The 18,738-nt window shown below is 73.5% G+C and carries 19 protein-coding genes; 16 read left to right on the forward strand and 3 right to left on the reverse strand.

The window, feature by feature from the left end:
- The first annotated feature begins 11 nt into the window (after window positions 1-11).
- Window positions 12-1,130: an LLM class flavin-dependent oxidoreductase gene (locus QSK39_RS45430; RefSeq protein ID WP_285484023.1), complete on the forward strand. Its 1,119-nt coding sequence runs from the start codon at window positions 12-14 to the stop codon at window positions 1,128-1,130.
- 7 nt (window positions 1,131-1,137) lie between these two features.
- On the opposite strand, the gene QSK39_RS45435 is transcribed toward QSK39_RS45430, so the two are convergent.
- Window positions 1,138-1,965: a LysR family transcriptional regulator gene (locus QSK39_RS45435; RefSeq protein WP_285484024.1), complete on the reverse strand. Its 828-nt coding sequence runs from the start codon at window positions 1,963-1,965 to the stop codon at window positions 1,138-1,140.
- 95 nt (window positions 1,966-2,060) lie between these two features.
- Between QSK39_RS45435 and QSK39_RS45440 the strand changes: the two genes are divergently transcribed.
- A complete protein-coding gene (locus QSK39_RS45440; RefSeq protein ID WP_285484025.1) occupies window positions 2,061-2,897 on the forward strand; it encodes a TIGR03620 family F420-dependent LLM class oxidoreductase in 837 nt (278 codons plus the stop codon).
- A gap of 316 nt (window positions 2,898-3,213) precedes the next feature.
- On the opposite strand, the gene QSK39_RS45445 is transcribed toward QSK39_RS45440, so the two are convergent.
- A complete protein-coding gene (locus tag QSK39_RS45445; RefSeq protein ID WP_285484026.1) occupies window positions 3,214-4,356 on the reverse strand; it encodes an acyl-CoA dehydrogenase family protein in 1,143 nt (380 codons plus the stop codon).
- A gap of 163 nt (window positions 4,357-4,519) precedes the next feature.
- On the opposite strand from QSK39_RS45445, the gene QSK39_RS45450 reads away from it, so the two are divergent.
- From QSK39_RS45450 to QSK39_RS45515, 14 genes are all read left to right on the forward strand, one after another.
- On the forward strand, window positions 4,520-5,629 hold the full coding sequence (locus QSK39_RS45450; protein WP_285484027.1) for an LLM class flavin-dependent oxidoreductase: 1,110 nt from the start codon (window positions 4,520-4,522) through the stop codon (window positions 5,627-5,629).
- On the forward strand, window positions 5,626-6,258 hold the full coding sequence (locus QSK39_RS45455) for an alpha/beta hydrolase (protein WP_285484028.1): 633 nt from the start codon (window positions 5,626-5,628) through the stop codon (window positions 6,256-6,258). The genes QSK39_RS45450 and QSK39_RS45455 overlap by 4 nt, the downstream gene beginning before the upstream one ends.
- A gap of 8 nt (window positions 6,259-6,266) precedes the next feature.
- Window positions 6,267-6,689, forward strand: a complete 423-nt coding sequence (locus tag QSK39_RS45460; protein WP_285484029.1) for an RrF2 family transcriptional regulator — start codon at window positions 6,267-6,269, stop codon at window positions 6,687-6,689.
- Window positions 6,690-6,703: 14 nt separating this feature from the next.
- Window positions 6,704-7,132 (forward strand): cupin domain-containing protein, encoded by a 429-nt coding sequence (locus tag QSK39_RS45465; protein ID WP_285484030.1) that lies wholly within the window; start codon window positions 6,704-6,706, stop codon window positions 7,130-7,132.
- Between the two features lie 3 nt (window positions 7,133-7,135).
- On the forward strand, window positions 7,136-7,834 hold the full coding sequence (locus tag QSK39_RS45470; protein WP_285484031.1) for a DsbA family oxidoreductase: 699 nt from the start codon (window positions 7,136-7,138) through the stop codon (window positions 7,832-7,834).
- Between the two features lie 141 nt (window positions 7,835-7,975).
- On the forward strand, window positions 7,976-8,944 hold the full coding sequence (locus QSK39_RS45475; RefSeq protein ID WP_285484032.1) for an ABC transporter substrate-binding protein: 969 nt from the start codon (window positions 7,976-7,978) through the stop codon (window positions 8,942-8,944).
- The gene (locus tag QSK39_RS45480; RefSeq protein ID WP_285484033.1) at window positions 8,941-9,744 is read left to right on the forward strand and encodes an ABC transporter permease subunit; all 804 of its coding nucleotides are present in this window, start codon (window positions 8,941-8,943) and stop codon (window positions 9,742-9,744) included. The genes QSK39_RS45475 and QSK39_RS45480 overlap by 4 nt, the downstream gene beginning before the upstream one ends.
- A gap of 9 nt (window positions 9,745-9,753) precedes the next feature.
- Window positions 9,754-10,719: an ABC transporter substrate-binding protein gene (locus QSK39_RS45485; protein ID WP_285484034.1), complete on the forward strand. Its 966-nt coding sequence runs from the start codon at window positions 9,754-9,756 to the stop codon at window positions 10,717-10,719.
- Window positions 10,716-11,414, forward strand: a complete 699-nt coding sequence (locus QSK39_RS45490) for an ABC transporter ATP-binding protein (protein WP_285484035.1) — start codon at window positions 10,716-10,718, stop codon at window positions 11,412-11,414. The genes QSK39_RS45485 and QSK39_RS45490 overlap by 4 nt, the downstream gene beginning before the upstream one ends.
- The gene (locus QSK39_RS45495) at window positions 11,411-12,874 is read left to right on the forward strand and encodes an FAD-dependent oxidoreductase (protein WP_285484036.1); all 1,464 of its coding nucleotides are present in this window, start codon (window positions 11,411-11,413) and stop codon (window positions 12,872-12,874) included. Before QSK39_RS45490 ends, QSK39_RS45495 begins: the two co-directional genes overlap by 4 nt.
- Window positions 12,871-13,224 (forward strand): 4Fe-4S dicluster domain-containing protein, encoded by a 354-nt coding sequence (locus QSK39_RS45500; RefSeq protein WP_284740137.1) that lies wholly within the window; start codon window positions 12,871-12,873, stop codon window positions 13,222-13,224. Before QSK39_RS45495 ends, QSK39_RS45500 begins: the two co-directional genes overlap by 4 nt.
- The gene (locus QSK39_RS45505; RefSeq protein WP_285484037.1) at window positions 13,221-14,279 is read left to right on the forward strand and encodes an LLM class flavin-dependent oxidoreductase; all 1,059 of its coding nucleotides are present in this window, start codon (window positions 13,221-13,223) and stop codon (window positions 14,277-14,279) included. Before QSK39_RS45500 ends, QSK39_RS45505 begins: the two co-directional genes overlap by 4 nt.
- Complete coding sequence (locus QSK39_RS45510) at window positions 14,276-16,501, forward strand: molybdopterin-dependent oxidoreductase (RefSeq protein ID WP_285484038.1); 2,226 nt, start codon at window positions 14,276-14,278, stop codon at window positions 16,499-16,501. The genes QSK39_RS45505 and QSK39_RS45510 overlap by 4 nt, the downstream gene beginning before the upstream one ends.
- On the forward strand, window positions 16,498-16,989 hold the full coding sequence (locus tag QSK39_RS45515) for a flavin reductase family protein (RefSeq protein ID WP_285484039.1): 492 nt from the start codon (window positions 16,498-16,500) through the stop codon (window positions 16,987-16,989). Before QSK39_RS45510 ends, QSK39_RS45515 begins: the two co-directional genes overlap by 4 nt.
- A 58-nt stretch (window positions 16,990-17,047) precedes the next feature.
- On the opposite strand, the gene QSK39_RS45520 is transcribed toward QSK39_RS45515, so the two are convergent.
- The gene (locus QSK39_RS45520; protein WP_285484040.1) at window positions 17,048-18,622 is read right to left on the reverse strand and encodes a DUF8189 domain-containing protein; all 1,575 of its coding nucleotides are present in this window, start codon (window positions 18,620-18,622) and stop codon (window positions 17,048-17,050) included.
- Between the last annotated feature and the right edge of the window lie 116 nt (window positions 18,623-18,738).

An 18,738-nucleotide genomic window follows, 5' to 3' on the forward strand; every position in this document is an offset into this window, starting at 1 on the left:
AAGGACCGCTCATGCCCGAAGTCCCGCTGTCCGTGCTCGACCTCGTCCCGGTCAGCTCCGGGTCCGACGTCGGCGAAGCCGTGCGCAACACCGTCGATCTGGCCCGGCGGGCCGAAGAGTTCGGCTACCACCGCTACTGGTTCGCCGAACACCACCTCAACCCCGGCGTCGCGGGCGCGTCGCCACCGGTGCTGATCGCCCTGGTGGCCGGGGCGACGAGCACCATCCGGCTCGGCTCCGCGGGTGTCCAGCTCGCGCACCGGACGCCGTTGGCGACCGTCGAAGAGTTCGGGCTCATCGAGGCACTGCACCCCGGGCGGCTCGACCTGGGACTCGGCCGCAGCGGCAAGCAGCTCGTCCGCGAATACGCCGCGGCGGCGGCGAGTCCGGCCCCGCCCACCCCAGCCGCCAACGGCCTCCTGATCCCGCCGAAGCCGGACTTCAGCGGCCTGGCCCGGTCGGCCCGGATCGGCGTGACCTTCGGGCTCCTGCAGCAACCCGGCGCCGAATCACCCGACTACGGCGAGCAGGTCGACGACATCCTCGCCCTGCTCGGCGGCACCTACCGCTCCGCCGACGGGGTGGAAGCGCACGCCGTACCGGGCGAAGGCGCGAGCCCGCAGATCTGGATCCTCGGCAGCAGCGGCGGGCAGAGCGCGTCCGTGGCCGGCCGGAACTCCTTGCGGTTCGCCGCGAACTACCACGTCAGCCCGTCGAGCGTGCTCGAAGCCGTGGACGCCTACCGGCGGGCGTTCCGGCCCTCGGCCGAGCTTCCCCGGCCCTACATCGCGGTGTCGGCCGACGTGGTCGTCGCCGAGGACGACGCCACGGCCCGGGAGCTCGCCTCGGGGTACGGCCTCTGGGTCCGCAGCATCCGCCGCGCCGAGGGCGCGATCCGCTTCCCCACCCCCGGGGAGGCCGCGGCGCACGAGTGGACCGACGAGGACCGCGCCCTGGTCGCCGACCGCGTCGGCACCCAGTTCACCGGCTCCCCCGCCACCGTGGCCGCCCGGCTGCGGCAGCTGCGGGAAGCCACCGGCGCCGACGAGCTCGTCGTCACGACCATCACCCACGCGCACGCGGACCGCGTCCGGTCCTACGAACTGCTCGCCGAGCACTGGAACCGCTGAGCCGGTGTCAGTCACCGAACGCGGCGCGGTGGGCCGCCGCGCAGGTGGGCGGGAGGTCGTCCGGCACGACGACGCTGCCGGTGATCGTCGTCCGCGGCGCGAGCGGGATCGCCCGCACCCGGGTCGAGCGGATCTCCGCCACCTGGTCGGCGGGCAGCACCGTCCAGGCCCGCGGATCCGCGCCGACCTCGACGATCGTGTCCTGGACCGTCCCCGCCGGACGGCCCGGCCGCACCGGGACACCGGCTTCGCGCAGCACGGCCGGGTCGTGGACGCGCAGGTCGCCGTCGGCCAGCTCGGCCACGCTCACGACCTCGCGGCCGGCGGCGGGGTGCCGCGCGGACACGACCGCGAACAGCGGCTCGGTCCAGGCCGGCAGCACCCGCACCCCGGGTGCCGCGGTCACGCCCCGGGCCAGCGCCAGGTCGATCTCCCCCTGCCGCAGGGCGTCCAGGCGCTCGGCCGGTGGCAGGTCGACGAGCACGAAGCCGAACGCCGGGGACTGCTCCCGCAGTGCGTCGATCCCGCGCTCCAGCCGCGCGGTGGCCCCGGCCGCGGTGCCGATGCGCAGGACGCCCGCGGGCCCGGCCGCCGCACTCCGGACCCGGTCCGCGGCCGCGAGCGCGTCCCGGGCGGCGGCCAGCACCCGGTGCCCGGCCGCGGTCAGCCGGACCCGGCGCGGCGACCGGTCGAACAGCCGCTCCCCCAGCTCGCGTTCCAGCCGCGCGATCTGCCTGCTGACCGCGGGCTGGGCGATGTGCAGCCGCTGCGCGGCGCGGCCGAAGTGCAGTTCGTCGGCGACCGTGACGAAGTACCGCAAGGCCCGTAGTTCCACCGGTGCTCCCCTGGGCTGGGACGATGCCTCCAGGTTATCGCTGCGCGTCGGCACTGGCGCTGGTTCGCGGCGGCCCGCGGTGCTGGAGTCGGCTCATGAACCTCGATCCCGGTCTGCTCGGCGCCCACCTGCGCGAGCACGAAGTGACCCCGGAAAGCGCCGCCGAAGTCGAGCGGGCCGGCTACGGCACGCTCTGGCTGGACGCCTCGCCGCCCGCCGATCTCGCCTTCGCCGAGGCGCTGCTCGACGCCACCACGCGGCTGGTCGTCGGCACGAGCGTGGTGAACGCGTGGACCGCCGACGCGGAGACGGTCGCCGCGTCCTACCACCGGATCGTCGCGAAGCACCCCGGCCGCTTCCTGCTGGGCGTCGGCATCGGGCACCGCGAAGTCCACGCCGAGTACGCCTCGCCGTACGCCAAGCTGGTGTCCTATTTGGACGCATTGGCCGACGCCGGTGTGCCGTCCGTGATCGCCGCGCTCGGGCCGCGGATGCTGCGGCTGGCCCGCGACCGCACCGCGGGCACCGTCCCCTGCATGGTCACGCCGGAGCACACGCGGCGGGCGCGGTCGGTCCTCGGCGCGGGAAAACTCGTGCTGCCGGGCCATTTCGCCCTGGTCGAGCCGGCCCCGGACCGGGCGCGCGCGATCGCGCGATCGGCCCCGCCCGGGACCGCGCTGGGCGTCACCAACTACGCGAGCAACCTCCGCCGGCTCGGCTTCACCGACGAAGACCTCGCCGACGGCGGCAGCGACCACCTCATCGACGCCCTCGTCGCCCACGGCGACGCGCCCACCGTCGCGAGGCGGCTGCTGGCCCACCGGGACGCGGGCGCGGACCAGGTCGGCGTCTACCCCCTCGGCGACGACCCGATCGCGACACTGCGCGCGGTCGCCGAACCGGTATTCGCGCTTACTCGGGCAGCCGGTTGATCCTCACAGTGGCGTGAAGGTCCGGTCGGCCGGACTGGCGTTGGACGGCGTGACGATCGTCGTCGGCGGTGACTGCGCCCCCCGCACCCTTCGGCACCCGGCACTCTGCCGGCCGGGGCGGCCCGGCCGGATCGAACCCCCCGGCTTGCCGAGGTCCGGCGGCGCTGCCCGAGCCCAGCGTGACGATCGTCGTCGGCGGTGGCCGAGCCCGCCGCACGCTTCGGCACCCGGCAGGCCGGGCCGAATCACCGGCTCACCGAGATCCGGCGGCGCTGCCCGAGCCCAGCGACGCGCCCCACCCGAGGAGGTGACCGGCTCAGGCCAGGATCGACCGTCCCAAGCCGGTGAGCACCGCGTCGTCCTGGGGCGTGTGGACGCGGCTGCACAGCACGTCGCGGTAGTGGCGCTGCAGGGGGTTGCCGTGCGTCAGCCCCGGGTTGCCGGCCAGGGCGACCGCCTGCTCGACCGCCTCGATGAGCAGCCGGGTCGCGAGCACCTTCGCGACACCCGCGTGCGCCGCCGCATCGGGGTCGCCCTCGTCGACGCGGCGGGCAAGCCCGAACAGGATCTCCTGCGCGCCGGTGATCCGGGCGGCGATCTCGCCCACGCCCGCCTGGAACCGCGGCAGCGTGGCCAGCGGCTTGCCCAGCCCGCTCGGGACGCGCTCGCGCAGGAACCCGGTGAGCCAGTCCAGCGCGTTGCGCGCCACGCCGAGGTACAACGCGGGCAGTGCCAACGGGAACGTCGGCACCGGCGGCCGCTGGGTGTCCGGTGTGGACAGTCCGGCGGTGGCGCCCTCGGCCACCGGCACGTCGGTGAACACCACGTCGTGGCTCGCGCTCGCGCGCAGCCCGAGGTGGTCCCACGTCGGCTCGATCGCGATGCCCGGCGCGTCGGCCCGCACCAGGAACCCGCCGACGCGCGGCTCCGGCTCGTCGGTCCGGGCCCAGACCACCAGCCACCGGAGGCCCACCGAGCCGGTCGAGTAGATCTTGCGGCCGGACAGCCGCCAGCCGTCCGCGGTCCGGCGCGCGACCGTCGCGGGCAGGCCACCGCGCGTCGGCGACCCCAGCTCGGGTTCGACGCGCAACGCGTTGATCAGCACCGGTCGCGAGCCGGATTCCGCGAGCACTTCCCGGTAGACCTCGTCCGGCCAGGCCGGGTCGAGTCCTTGCCCCGCGTGGACGAACAGCGTCATCGCGGTCACCAGCGCGACCGACGGATCACCGCGCCCCAGTTCGGCAAGCAGCCGCGCGGTGTCGAGCACCCCGGCGCCGGGACCGCCGTAACGCGGGTGCACGGTCGTCGTCAGCAACCCGGCCGCGTGCACGAGCTCGACGCCCTCGTGCGGGAACGTCGCCTCGCGGTCGTGTTCGCCCGCACGCGACGCCAGCGCGGCCACGACCGACGGCAACGCGGCGAGGTCGGGCGGCGGCACGGTGGCGACGGTCGTGGTCACGAAGTCCTCCGGAGGGGTCGGCGAGCGGGGAGACGATAAGCCGCCCGGACCGCTCGCGGCCAGCGGCGTCCACCAAATGGACACCTGAAGATGCCCAATTGACAGGGCGACCGCGGATGCCGTTCCCTACCGTTGCGTTTGTCTTGCGGCGAAAGGAAAGCAGATGCCCGTCGAGTTCGTCGGCATGATCGGCACCCAGGACGCGAGCGAGACCCGGCCGGCCAGAGGACCGGTCATCGACCCCGCCTACGTCCGCCGGTTCGCCCGGGCGCACGAGGACGGCGGCTTCGACCGCGTGCTCATCGGCTACGGCGCGGGCTGGCCGGAGGGCCAGCAGGTCGCCGCCTACGCGGCCGCCCACACCGAACGCCTCGGCGTGCTGATCGCGCACCGGCCCGGCTTCGTCGCGCCGACGCTGGCGGCGCGTGCGTTCGCCACCCTCGACCACTTCAGCGGCGGGCGCGTCGCGGTGCACACCATCACCGGCGGCAGCGACGTCGAGCAGGCCCGCGACGGCGACTACCTGACCAAGGACGAGCGCTACGAGCGCACCGGCGAGTACCTCGAGATCCTCAAGCGCGCCTGGACGTCCGGGTCCGCGTTCTCCCACCACGGCAAGCACTACCGGCTCGACGACTACACCCCGCAGGTGCGGCCGCTGCAGAACCCGCGGATCCCGCTCTACTTCGGCGGTTCCTCGGAAGCGGCCTACCGCGTCGGCGGCGAGCACGCCGACGTCTTCGCGCTCTGGGGTGAACCGCTGAAGGAAACGGCGGAGCAGATCGCGTCCGTCCGGGCGGCGGCGAAGGCGGCCGGCCGGCTCACCCCGCCCGGGATCAGCGTGTCCTTCCGGCCCATCCTCGCGCCGACCGAAGAACTGGCTTGGGAACGCGCGGAGCGGATCCTCGACAAGATCACCGCGACCGGCGCGGCGAAGGCGGCGCGCGAATGGCGGGACGGCGGGGCGCCCACCAACGTCGGCAGCGTCCGGTTGCTGGCCGCGGCGGCGAAAGCCGACCGCCACGACCGTGCACTGTGGACACCGCTGGCCACCGCGACCGGGGCCGCCGGCAACTCGACCGCGCTGGTCGGCACGCCCGAAACCGTCGCCGAGGCGCTGCTGGACTACGTCGGCATCGGCGTCACGACGCTGCTGATCCGCGGCTACGACCCGCTCGACGACGCGATCGACTACGGCAGGTACCTGCTGCCACTGGTGCGGTCCGAGCTGGCCCGCCGCGAGCGCCGGCCCGCCACGGCGGCCGCCGTATGACCCTCGCCGCCGAGACCCGCTGGGCTCCTCCCGGGGGAGTCACCGTCCGCGGCACGGTCGTCCTGCTGCCCGGCCGCGGCGAGCACCCGGCGCTCTACCACCGGCTCGGCACGCGGCTGGCCTTCGACGGGTATCACGTCACCACGTCCGAAGCCGACGCCGGGCCGGGCCCGGTGGTGCTGCTCGGGCACGACACCGGCGCCCTGCGCGCACTCGAGCTGGCGACGCGACCACCGGTCGCCGCGGTGGTCGCCAGCGGCCTGCCGCTCGGCGCGCCGGGCGGCTGGACGGACGAGCTGGACGCGCGGACCGCGTGCCCGGTCCACCGTGCCCTGCTCGACGGCGACCCCCGGTTCTCCCCCGGCGAGCTGCGCGGCCCGGTCCCGGACCGGGCCGCCGAACCGGACGTGCCCGTCCTGGTGCTGCACGGCGAGGCCGACCGCGTCGCGTCCCCCGAGGCCGCACGCACCTTCGCCGCAAGCCTCCCCCGGGCCCGGTTCGTGCTCGTCGCCGGTGGCCGCCACGACGTGCTCAACGACCTGGACCACCGCAGCGTCGCCGCCGAGCTCGTCCAGTTCCTGGAATGGCTGCGGGCCGGGACGAGCGCCCCGGCGCTGGTCCGGGGATGATGGCGGGCATGCGCATCTCGGCCAGAGCGGACTACGCGATCAGGGTGCTGCTCGAGCTCGCCGCGGACACCACGCGGCCAATCACGTGCGAAGCCGTCGCGTCCACCCAGGACATCCCCGCGCGGTTCATCAAGGCGGTCATCCGCGACCTGCGCCAGGCCGGGCTGGTCCGCAGCCAGCGCGGCTGCGAGGGCGGCTACTGGCTGGCCAGGGCGGCCGGCGAGATCACCGTGCGGGACGCCGTCGTGGCGGTCGACGGCGAGTTCCTCTCCGTCCGCGGCGAGCCCCGGCCCGCACTGGCCTACCACGGCACCGCCGCCGGCCTGACCCCGTTCTGGTCGGACGTCGAAGCCGGGCTCGACGCGATCCTGCGCGCGACGACGATCGCCGGCCTGCTGACCGACGCGGCCCCCGCCCGGGTCGCCACCTGAGGAGGAGCAATCCCATGACCGACCTGTGGCACCAGCCGCTGCGGCACATCCGCGGCGCGGACCTGACCGGCGACACCAACCAGACCACCGGGATGACGCGCCTGGAGGCGATCTCCGGCAAGACCGTCGGCTCGTCGAAGGTGTGGATGGGCGAGACGCACGTCGCGCCGGTCACCAACTCCGGCGACCACCACCACGGCGAGGCCGAGACGGCGATCTACGTCAAGTCCGGGCACCCGGTGTTCGTCTTCGCCGACGGCGAGGAGGAGATCCGCATCGAAACCGGGCCCGGGGACTACATCTTCGTGCCGCCGTACGTGCCGCACCGCGAGGAGAACCCGACCGACGAAGAGGCGGTGGTCATCATCGCCCGCAGCAGCCAGGAGGGCATCGTGGTCAACCTGCCGAGCCTGTGGTCCCCGGTCGACGTGCCCGAGGACTGACGCGTGGCGCCGGCGCTCGAAGTCGTCGAGTACACCGACCCCGCCTGCCCGTGGGCGTGGGGTTCGGAGCCGAAGTTCCGCCGGCTGCGGGCGGAGCTCCCCGGCGTCCGGTGGCGCCGGGTCTTCGGCATCCTCTTCGACGACGACGAGGACCCCGCGCCGGACCCGGCCGCGGAAGCCGCCTGGTACGCGAAGTTCATCGACGGCGTCACCGAGCACACCGGCGCGCCGAAACCGCCTCGCCTGTGCTGGGTCGCGAAGACGAGCTGGCCGGCCTCGCTGGCCGCGAAAGCGGCGGAGGCGCAAGGGGAAGCCGTCGCCGAGCTGGTCCTGAGACGGCTGCGCGAGACGACGTTCGTGCACGGCACCCCGGCCGATGACACCGAGGGTGTGCTCGCGGCGGTGAAGGACGTCCCCGGCCTCGACCTCGACGCGTTGCACACGGCCATGCTGAGTGACGAAGTCCGCCGAGCCGTCCGCGCCGACTGGCGTGAGACGCGCAACCCGTGCCCGGAAGTCCTCGACATCACCGCGCCCGGACCGCACAGCGGTCGCGCGAAGCACCTCGAACACCACGTCCGCTACGCCCTGCCGACGCTGACCTTCACCGGTCCCGGCGGCCGGTTCGTCGTGCCCGGCTGGCGCCCGCTGCGCGAATACCTCGACGCCGTGCGCGCGGCGGCCGCCGACCGTCCACTGTAGATCCTTCCCGGCTCGTGGGAACCGCGGCGCGAGCATTGACTCTCCCCCGGCCCCGGGGAAAATAGACACATGCCGGTGACTGATTAGCCCGGCCCCCGACACCGAATCTCCGCGGCCGACACCGCATTGGGGAGTTCCCGCATGCCCTCGAAACCCCGGCTCGCCCTGCTCGTGGCCGCGTTGCTCGGCCTCACCACGCTGACGGCGTGCGGATCGTCCACTTCGGACGCTTCCGGCGAGGTCGTGCTGCGCGTCGGCGACCAGACCGGTGCCACGCAGTCCCGGCTGAAGGCGGCCGGGCTGCTCGACAACCTGCCCTACAAGATCGAGTGGTCGCAGTTCGCCGCCGCGGTCAACCTGCACGAGGCCCTGCGCGCGGACGCCATCGACATCGGCGGCGCCAACGACTCCCCCACGGTGACCGCGATCGCCGGCGGCTCGAAGATCAAGGTCGCCGCGGCCTGGAGCAACGGCGGCAAGGGCACCTACCTGCTGGTGCCGAAGGACAGTCCGGCCCGCACGGTCGCCGACCTCAAGGGCAAGCGCATCTCCCCCACGACCCGCGGCAGCGTCGCGCACTACCTGGTGATCGGCGCCCTGAAACAGGCCGGTCTCTCGGACAAGGACGTCACGCTCAACTTCCTCGCCCCGTCCGAAGCGAACGGCGCGTTCTCGACCGGCAACATCGACGCCTGGGCCACCTGGAGCGTCTACGCCGCCCGGGCCCGCGGCGAGCTCGGCGCCCGCGTCCTGTCCGACGGCGCGGGCATCAACTCCGGCCTCAACGTGTTGTCCGCCACCGACAAAGCCCTGGGCGACCCGCGCAAGCGCACGGCCATCCAGGACTTCGCGAGCCGCGTCGACAAGAGCTACGCGTGGTCGAAGGACAACCCCGAAGCGTTCGACAAGTGGTACGCCGGCTTCGCCCACCAGCCGATCGAAATCGCCACCCAGGTCCGGCCGGACGAAACCACCTACCAGCGGATCCCGGTCGACGCCGCGCTCGCCGCGCAGCTGCAGAAGACCTACGACACCTGGGTGCAGCAAGGCCTGTTCCCGGGCGGCAAGAAGCTGACCGAGTACATCGACTCCGGGCTCGATCCCCGGTGACGCGCGTCCTCGACCGGCCGGCCGCCCGGGTCCGGTTCCCGTACCGGGCCGTGTCGTGGCTGACGCCGGTGGCCCTGCTCGTCTTCTGGGAACTGCTGGCCCGGGCCGGGATCCTGCCCCGGCAGGTCCTGCCCGCGCCGAGCAGCGTGCTGGTCAAGGCAGGCGACCTGCTGGCCGACGGCGAGCTCGTGACGAACCTGCTCGCCAGCCTCCAGCGCTCGGCCACCGGGTTCGCGATCGGCGCGAGCCTCGGCCTCGGGGCCGGGCTGCTGGTCGGTCTGTCCAAAGTGGCCGAAGCGCTGCTGGACCGCAGCATCCAGATGGTGCGCGCGGTGCCGTTCCTGGCCATCCTGCCGCTGGTCATCGTCTGGTTCGGGATCGGCGAGGCCGGGAAGATCTTCCTGATCTCACTGGGGACCGCGGTCCCGCTCTACCTGACCACCGTGCTCGGCATCCGGCAGATCGACCCGAAGCTGCTGGAGATGGCCGACATCGTCGGCCTCGGCCGGGCCGCGCGGATCCGCTGGGTCGTGCTGCCGGGCGCGCTGCCGTCGATCCTCGGCGGGCTGCGGCTGTCGCTCACCGCGGCCTGGCTCGCGCTGGTGATCGCCGAGACGCTCGGTGCCGACGCCGGGCTCGGGTTCATGGCCACCAACGCCCGCGAGTTCCTGCAGACCGACGTGATCGTGCTCGTCGTGCTCATCTACGCCGTGATCGGGATCCTCTGCGACCTCGTCACCCGCCTGCTCGAACGCCGCCTGCTGCGCTGGCACCCCACCTACGCCCGCCTGACCGCCTGAGGAACCGCCATGACACTTTCGCGCCGCACGTTCCTGACCGCAGCCGGACTCACCGCGCTGGCCGCCCCGCTCGCCGCCTGCGCCGGTTCGGCCGGCGGCGCCACCCAGGGCAAGGTCCGGCTGACCTACAGCACCATCTCCGTGCCCAAAGCCCGTGGTGTGCTGGAAAAAACGCTGAAGGACCAGGGCCTCTCGGTCGAGTGGGTGGGACCGTTCCCCAACCACGCGCCGACGCTGCAGGCCGTCGTCGGTGGCACCGCCGACTTCAGCTTCGGCGGCAGCACCACCCCGGCCGACCAGGCGATCCTCTCGGGCGCCGACCTCGTCTACGTCGCCTGGGCGGCGTCGACCCCGCGGACCACCGCGATCGTCGCCGGCGCGCACACCGGCATCGAGAAGGTCACCGACCTGGCCGGCAGGACCGTCGCGGTCAACAAGGCCGGGCTCGGTGAGTTCCTGCTGGTGGCCGCGCTGGAGAAGTACCACGTGCCGCGCGAGTCGGTGAAGGTCACCTACCTCAACCCGCCCGAGGCGTCGGCCGCGTTCGGCGCCGGGAAGATCGACGCCTGGGCCATCTGGCAGGGCTTCCGCGAGATCGCCGAGGTCCAGTACGGCGCCAAGCCCATCTTCGTCGACGGCGACGAGCTGGACTTCCAGATCGACTTCACCAGCTACCTCGTCCGCCGCGACTACGCCGAGCAGAACGCCGACACGATCCGCAAGGTGATCGCCGCGTTCCAGGCCGACTACGACTGGCAGAACCAGCACTACAAGGAGTCCCTGGACATCGGCAATGCCGTCTCGCACTACCCACAGGCCGTGCTGGACAAGATGGCCGCCAAGAACGTGCAGACGAAGCTGGCGCTGATCGACGACGAGGGGATCGCGCAACTGCAGCGCGGCGCCGACTGGCTCACCCAGCGCAAGATCCTCAGCGGCCCGATCACGATCGCCGACCACGCGGTGAAGCTGTGACGACCGCCGTCCGCGTGCGCGGGCTCACCAAGAGCTTCGGCGACCGGACCGTCCTGAGTGGACTCGACCTCGACATCGCACCCGGCGAGTTCGTCGCGCTGATCGGCGAAAGCGGCTGCGGCAAGACGACGTTGCTGCGCCTGCTCGCCGGGCTCGACGCGGCCGGCGGCGGCGAGCTCGAGGCCCCGGCCGAGCGGATGGTGGTCTTCCAGGAGCACCGGCTGCTGCCGTGGCGGCGGGTCTGGCAGAACGTCGCCGTCGGCCTGCCCCGCGCGGCCGCGGCCCGCGCGCTGGCCGAAGTCGGCTTGGCCGGGCACCTCGACGCCTGGCCGGTCACGTTGTCCGGCGGCGAGGCCCAGCGCGTCGCGCTCGCCCGGGCCCTGGTGCGCGAGCCGCGGCTGCTGCTGCTCGACGAGCCGTTCGCCGCCCTCGACGCGCTCACCCGGATCAAGATGCACGCCCTGGTCCGGCAGCTGGTCGCCGCGCACCGCCCGGCCGTCCTGCTCGTCACCCACGACGTCGACGAGGCGATCCTGCTCGCCGACCGCGTGGTCGCCCTCCGCGAAGGCCGGCTCGCCGCCGACCACCGCGTCGACTTCGACGGCGAACGCAGCCGCCGCAACCCCGCGTTCGACGAGCTGCGCCATCGCCTGCTCGCCGAACTCGGCGTCGCCGAACTGGCCGAGACCCGGTGAACGCCGACGTGCTGGTCATCGGGGGCGGCCTCGCGGCGACCTGGACGGCCTTGGCCGCGGCCCAGGCCGGTGGGGACGTCGTGCTCGCGGACAAGGGCTACTGCGGCACCAGCGGCGTCACCGCCACGGCCGGGGTCACGCACTGGTTCGTCCGGCCCGAGGACCACGAGCGCGCGGTGACCGAGCGGCACGCGCACGCCGGCGGGCTCGCCGATCACGAACAGGCGCTGCGCGTCCTGCGCACGACCTGGGAGCGACTGCCCGCTTTGGACCGGTACTACCCGTTCCCGGTCCGCGACGGCGTACCCGACCGCACCCACAACGTGCGCGGGCCGGAGTACCTGCGCGCGATGCGCGGTCTCGTCCACCGCGCCGGGGTCCGGATCCTCGACCACCACCCGGCGCTCGAACTGCTGCTGCGGCCGGACGGTTCGGTGGGTGGCGCGGCCGGGGTCCGGCGCCAGGCGGGCGGGACCTGGCAGGTCCGCGCGGGTGCGGTCGTGCTGGCGACCGGCGGGACGGCGTTCCGGTCGCACCTGCTGGGTTCCCGCGGCAACACCGGCGACGGGCACCTGATGGCCGTCGAAGCCGGCGCCCGCCTGTCGGGCATGGAGTTCTCCAACTACTACACGCTCGCCCCGGCGTTCTCGACGATGGCGCGGTCGATGTCGTACCTGTTCGGCACCTACACCGACGCCGGCGGCCACGAGATCGCGCTGCCGTCCGGCCCGGACCGCAACCGCGTCCTCGCCGCGGCCCTGCTGCGCGGCCCGGTGTTCACCACCCTCGACCGGGCGCCGGACTGGGTGCGCCGCACGATGCCGGTGGTGCAGCCGAACTTCCTGCTGCCCTTCACCCGCCGCGGCCTCGACCCGTACACCGACCGGTTCGAGGTCACGCTGCTCGGCGAAGGCACGATCCGCGGGGTCGGCGGGCTCACCGTCACGGCCCCGGACTGCGCCACGGACGTACCCGGCCTGTTCGCCGCGGGCGACGTCGCGAGCCGGGTCCCGATCGTCGGCGCGATCTCCGGCGGCGGGTCGCCGAACTCCGCGTGGGCGGTGTCGTCGGGCACCTGGGCCGGCCGCGCCGCGGTCCGCCACGCGCGTACGGCCGGCTCGGCACCGCTGCGTCCGGCGGGCCGCGCGGGGATCCGCCCGAGCGGCCGGACGGCCACCGTGGACACCGCCGGCGTGATCGACGTCGTGCGCGACGAGCTGAACGCCTACGACAAGAACATGTTCCGCGACGGGCCGGGTCTCCGTGCCTCTTTGTCTACATTGAATACTTTGTGGACGGAGGTCGAGTCCGCGCTGACCGGCGAAGGCCGCGACGCCGTGGCCGCGCGCGAGACGGCGGCCCTGCTCGCCATGGGCCGCTGGGTCAAGGAGGCGGCGCTGCGCAGGCGGGAAACCCTCGGCATGCACTGGCGTACCGACGGGCAGGAGGCCGCCGCGTGATCGAACTCGTGCTCGCCGATCGCTGCATCGCCTGCGACAAGTGCGTCCAGGTGTGCCCCAGCGACGTCTTCGACGCCGTTCCCGATGCCGTGCCGGTCATCGCGCGGCAGTCCGACTGCCAGACCTGCTTCCTCTGCGAGCTCTACTGCCCGGTCGACGCGCTGTTCGTCGATCCGGACTGCCGCACGCCCGTCACCGTCGACGAAACCGCCGTGCGGGCCGGTGACTGGCCCGCGCAGTACCGGCGCGACTCCGGCTGGGGCCGGGCGCGCCGCACCCACCCGAACGAAAGCTGGCGGATGAGCGACATCTTCGCCGCCGCCCGTGCCCTGGGACAGGAGACCCCGTGACGCTCGAGTTCATCGGTTACGCCGCCGGCCGCCAGGCCAGCGAGATCATCGCGCCGGAAGGCCCGATCATCCAGCCCGGCTACCTGCGCGAAGTCGCCCGCACGCACGAAGAGGCCGGGTTCGACCGGGTGCTGATCGCCCAGTCGGCGAGCAGCCCGGACGGGTTCGTGCTCGCCGACCAGGTCCTGGCCGCCACCGAGCGGCTCGGCGTGCTGCTCGCCCACCGGCCCGGGTTCGTCGCGCCGACCCAGCTGGCCCGCAAGTTCGCCACGCTCGACGCGTTCCACCCCGGCCGGATCGCGCTGCACGTCATCACGGGCGGAGACGACGCCGACCAGGCCCGCGACGGCGACTTCACCGACAAGCCCACCCGCTACCGCCGCACCGACGACTTCCTCTCGGTCGTGCGGCGGACGTGGGACTCGGCCGAGCCGTTCGACCACGAGGGCGAGTTCTACCGGGTCCGCGGCGGCCTCTCCGACGTCCACCCGGCGGGCGGGATCCCGGTGTACTTCGGCGGCGCGTCCGCCGACGCCATCCGGGTCGGCGGCAAGCACGCCGACGTCTACGCGTTCTGGGGCGAGCCGCTGGCCGGGATCGCCGAGCGCATCGAGCAGGTCCGCGCGGCGGCGGGCGGCCGGGACATCGCGTTCAGCGTCAGCCTGCGGCCGATCCCGGCGGCGACCGAAGCCGAGGCGTGGGAGCGGGCGCGCGAGATCCTGCGGCTGACCCAGGACCGCGTCGGCGAGTTCAAGGGCCGCCGCGACTCGAGCGAAGCCGTCGGCTCGCAGCGGCTGCTGGAGGCCGCGGCGACCGGTGAGGTGGTCGACGAACGGCTGTGGACGGCGGTGGCGAAGACGACCGGCGCGGCCGGGAACTCCACCGCGCTGGTCGGCAGCTACGAGCAGGTCGCGGACTCGCTGCTGGACTACGTCCGGCTCGGCGTCGGCACACTGCTGATCCGCGGGTTCTCGCCACTGGCCGACGCCCGCGACTACGGGACGCTCGTCAAGCTCGTCCGGGAGCGCGCGGCCGCGGTTACCGTCGGGGCATGAAGCCGAGCACATCGCACTGGGGCGCCTTCTCCGCCGAGGTCGACGCCGACGGCCGGCTGCGGGTCGAGCCGCACCCGGCCGACCCGGCGCCGTCGCCGCTGCTGGGCAACCTGGCCGCGGCGCTGGATCACCCCACGCGGGTGGCCCGGCCGGCGGTCCGCCGCGGCTGGCTGGAAGACGGCCCGGGCCCGGACACCCGGCGCGGCCGCGACGAGTTCGTCGAGGTGCCCTGGGACGACGTCCTCGACCGGCTCGCCGGCGAGCTCGGCCGCGTCCGGGCCGAGCACGGCAACCAGGCGATCTTCGGCGGCTCCTACGGCTGGGCGAGCGCGGGCCGGTTCCACCACGCGCAGAGCCAGCTGCACCGGTTCCTGAACACCATCGGCGGCTTCACGGCGTCACGGAACTCCTACAGCAACGGGACGTCGTCGGTGCTGCTGCCGCACGTCGTCGGCGACACCCACGCGGTGCTGCGGCAGGCGTCGACCTGGCCGACGATCGCCGCGCACACCGAGCTGATCGTCGCGTTCGGGGGTGTGCCGGAGAAGAACGTCTTCGTCACGCCCGGCGGCGTCACGGTCCACGGGACTCCCGGGCACCTCGCCCGGTTCGGCGGCCGGGTCGCACTAGTCAGCCCGCTGCGCGACGACATCCCGTCCACAGTGGACGCCCGGTGGTACCCGATCCGGCCCGCGACCGACACCGCGCTGATGCTGGCCCTGGCTCATACGCTCGTCGTCGAAGGCTTGCACGACAAGGACTTCCTCGAGCGCTACACCGTCGGCTACCCGGAGTTCGAGCGCTACCTGCGCGACAAGGACCCGGCTTGGGCCGCCGGCCTCACCGGCATCCCGGCCGCCGACATCGTCGCGCTCGCCCGCGAGATGGCCGCGAAGCGGACGCTGGTCACCGTCACGTGGTCGCTGCAGCGCACCGAACACGGCGAGCAGCCGGTGTGGGCGGGCATCGCGCTGGCCGCGATGCTGGGGCAGATCGGCCTGCCGGGCGGCGGGTTCGGCCACGGCTACGGCTCGATGGGCGACGTCGGCGACACCGGCCCCGAACTGCGGATCCCGTCCCTGTCCCAGGGCGCGAACCCGGTCGGCGAGTTCATCCCCGTCGCGCGGATCGCCGATCTGCTGCTGCACCCCGGCGAGGAGTACGACTACGACGGCGAAGTCCGGCGCTACCCGGATATCCGGCTCGTGTACTGGGCGGGTGGCAACCCGTTCCACCACCACCAGGACCTCAACCGCCTGCGCCGCGCGTTCACCCGGCCGGACACGGTGGTCGTCCACGAGCCGCACTGGACGGCCACCGCCCGCCACGCCGACATCGTGCTGCCCGCCACGACCGCGCTGGAGCGCGAGGACCTGGGCTCCGGCCGCCGGGACACGCACGTGATCGCCATGCACCGGATCGCGCCGCCCGCGGGCGAAGCACGGGACGACTACGCGATCTTCTCCGGGTTGTCGGCGCGGCTCGGCGTTGCGGAGAAATTCACCGAAGGCCGGACGGCCCGGCAGTGGCTGGAACACCTCTACGACGGCTGGCGGGACACGCCGTCGTTCGCGGAGTTCTGGGCCGCGGGCGAACTCCGGCTGCCGCCCGGCCGCGAACACCACACGCTGTTCGCGGACTTCCGCGCGGATCCGGCCGCCCACCCCCTGCGCACCCCGAGCGGCCGCATCGAGATCACGTCGACGACCGTCGCGGGGTTCGGCTACCCGGACTGCCCCGGCCACCCGGTCTGGCTGCCGCCGAGCGAGGCCGGGCCGCTGTGGCTGATCGCAAACCAGCCGCACACCCGCCTGCACAGCCAGCTCGACGCCGGCGACACGAGCCGCGCGGGCAAGGTGGCGGGCCGCGAGCGGATCCGGCTCAACCCGGCCGACGCGGCGGCCCGCGGCATCGCGGCCGGCGACGTCGTCCGGGTGTTCAACGGCCGCGGCGCGTGCCTGGCGGGCGCGGTCCTTGACGAAGCATTGCGGCCCGGCGTGGTCCAGCTCCCGACGGGCGCGTGGTTCGACCCGGTCGACGACCACCCCTCGGGCCCGCTGTGCGCGCACGGCAACCCGAACGTCCTGACCGCCGACGTGCCGTCGTCGCGGCTGTCGCAGGGCTGCGCGGGCCAGCACGCGGCCGTCGACGTCGAACGCTTCGAGGGCCCGGTCCCGGAAGTGCGAGTCCTGCGTCCACCGATCGTGAAAGGACATCGATGACCGCCCTGCAGCCCGTGACGTCCGAAAGCCGGTTGCGCGAAGCGTTCGGCTGCTTCCCGTCCGGCGTCACCGCCGTGTGCGCCCTCATCGACGGCCGTCCCCACGGGATGGCCGCCAGCTCGTTCACGTCGGTGTCGCTGTCCCCGCCGCTGGTGTCGCTCTGCATCCAGCGGACGTCGTCGACCTGGCCCCGGCTGCGCGACCGGCACCGCCTCGGGCTGAGCGTGCTGGCCGAGGGCCAAGACGAGGCGTGCCTGTCGCTGTCGGCCCGCCACGGCGACCGGTTCCGGGACATCGCGTGGCAGACGGGCCCGGACAGCAGCGTGTTCATCACGGGGTCGAGCGCGTGGCTCGAGTGCTCGCTGGAGGAGGAAGTCCCCGCGGGCGACCACCTGATCGCGCTGCTGCGCATCCACGGCGTGCAGACGGCGGAGAACCCGCCGCTGGTGTTCCACGGCAGCCGCTTCCGCCGGCTCGCCGCCGTCTGAGCCCGCCGGTGGGGCACCGCGAACCCCCTGATCCCCCGGTGCCCCATCGGCGCGCGCCTCAGTCGCCGACGACCGCGTGCCCGCCTTCGACCACCGTCAGCGGCCCGTGCTGCAGGTCGCTGCCCAGGTAGGTGTGGACCAGCAGGTCGCCGTCGCCGCGGGCGTAGATCTCGACCGACCGGCGGGACTCGTGGTAGATCGCCGTCAGCAGCCCGCGCACCGGGGTGGGGCTGACCACCGACCACGCGCCGTGCTGCCCGTTCTTGTCGAGGTAGGAGTGGATCAGCAGGTTCTGCGCGTCGTGCCCGTAGATCTCCACCGCGCCGGAGTTCGGGTTGTAGACCGGGACCGGCGGCGCGTAGATGTGCCAGTCGCCGACGACCGACCACGGGCCGTGCTTGAGATCGCTGCCCAGGTACGTGTGGATCAGCAGGTTCTTCGTGTCCTGGGCGTAGACCTCCACCGAGCGGCGGTAGTCGTCGTAGACCGCGACCGGGCGGCTCGCCAGGTGCCAGTCACCGACGACGTCCCACGGCCCGTACTGCCCGTCGGCGCCGAGGTAGCTGTGCACGAGCAGGCCCAAGGTGTCGCGCCCGTAGACCTCGACGGCGCGCGACACGGGGTTGTAGACCACCGAAGGCGAGTCGGTCAGCACCCACTCCCCCGCCACCGTCCACGGGCCGTGCTCGAGGTCGGCGCCGAGGTAGGTGTGGACGGGCTTGCCGTCGGTGCCGACGGCGTAGATCTCGACGGCCCGGGAGTTCGGGTTGTAGACCACCGACGGACGGCCGGCGATGTGCCGGTCGCCGACGACGTCCCAGGGCCCGTACTGCCCGTCGCGGCCGATGTAGGTGTGGATCAGCAGGCCCAGGGTGTCGCGGGCGTAGACCTCGACGGCCCCGGAGTTCGGGTTGTAGACCGACACCGGCTGGCTGGCGAGCGCCCAGTCGCCGTGGCCGGTCCAGGCGCCGTGCCGGCCGTCGGGCCCGAGGTAGGTGTGCCCGAGCAGGTTGTCGGTGCCGCGCGCGAACACCTCGACCGACGCCGTGAGCGCGTTGTAGGTGCCCTGGCTGCCCTGGACGGGCGCGAGGCCGGATGCCGGCGCGTCCTGGATCCCCGCCGGGCGGACGATCGTCGGGGTGGCGTTCATGTCCGCGCCCGGCCGGTGCCAGTCGGTGAAGCTGACGATGCCCGGGGGCGGGCCCTGGTTGCCGCCGATCGTCTGCACCAGGCCGTCGTCGCGGACGGCGGTGACGATGTTGACGTGGTCGGCGTAGCCCGCGCCGTTGTAGTTGTAGACGATCGCGTCGCCGACGTGCGGCGTCCCGGTCACCGTGCCGCGGCTGTTCCCGTAGACGACGACACTCCCGGCCGCCGCGGTGATCCCGTTCGTGTCGATCCCGGCCCGGTCCCAGACCCACTTCAGGAAGTCCGCGCACCAAGCGCCGGGGTCGCACTGCCAGCCGTTTCCTTGGCACCCCTTGCCGAGCTGGCCGGAGGCGACCTGGACGACGTCCTGGCCGGTCGCGGCGCTCGCGGGGGCCGCCCCGAGCGGGAGGGCCAGCAGCACCGTCAGCGCGGCCGTGACCAGCAAGCCGGCCGGCCGGAGCCGGCCCGGCGGTTTCGTTCTCATCGCAAGACTCCCGTGCCCATCGCGGCGACGGGCGGCGGTTCCGCCCGTCGATCCCGCTCAGCGTCGTGCACCGCTCTGCGAGAAATCTGCGAGCCGGTCTTGAGAAGTCCGCGATC

It is taken from the genome of Amycolatopsis sp. NBRC 101858, from assembly GCF_030269325.1.
In the GTDB taxonomy this organism is placed as follows: Bacteria; Actinomycetota; Actinomycetes; order Mycobacteriales; family Pseudonocardiaceae; genus Amycolatopsis; species Amycolatopsis ponsaeliensis.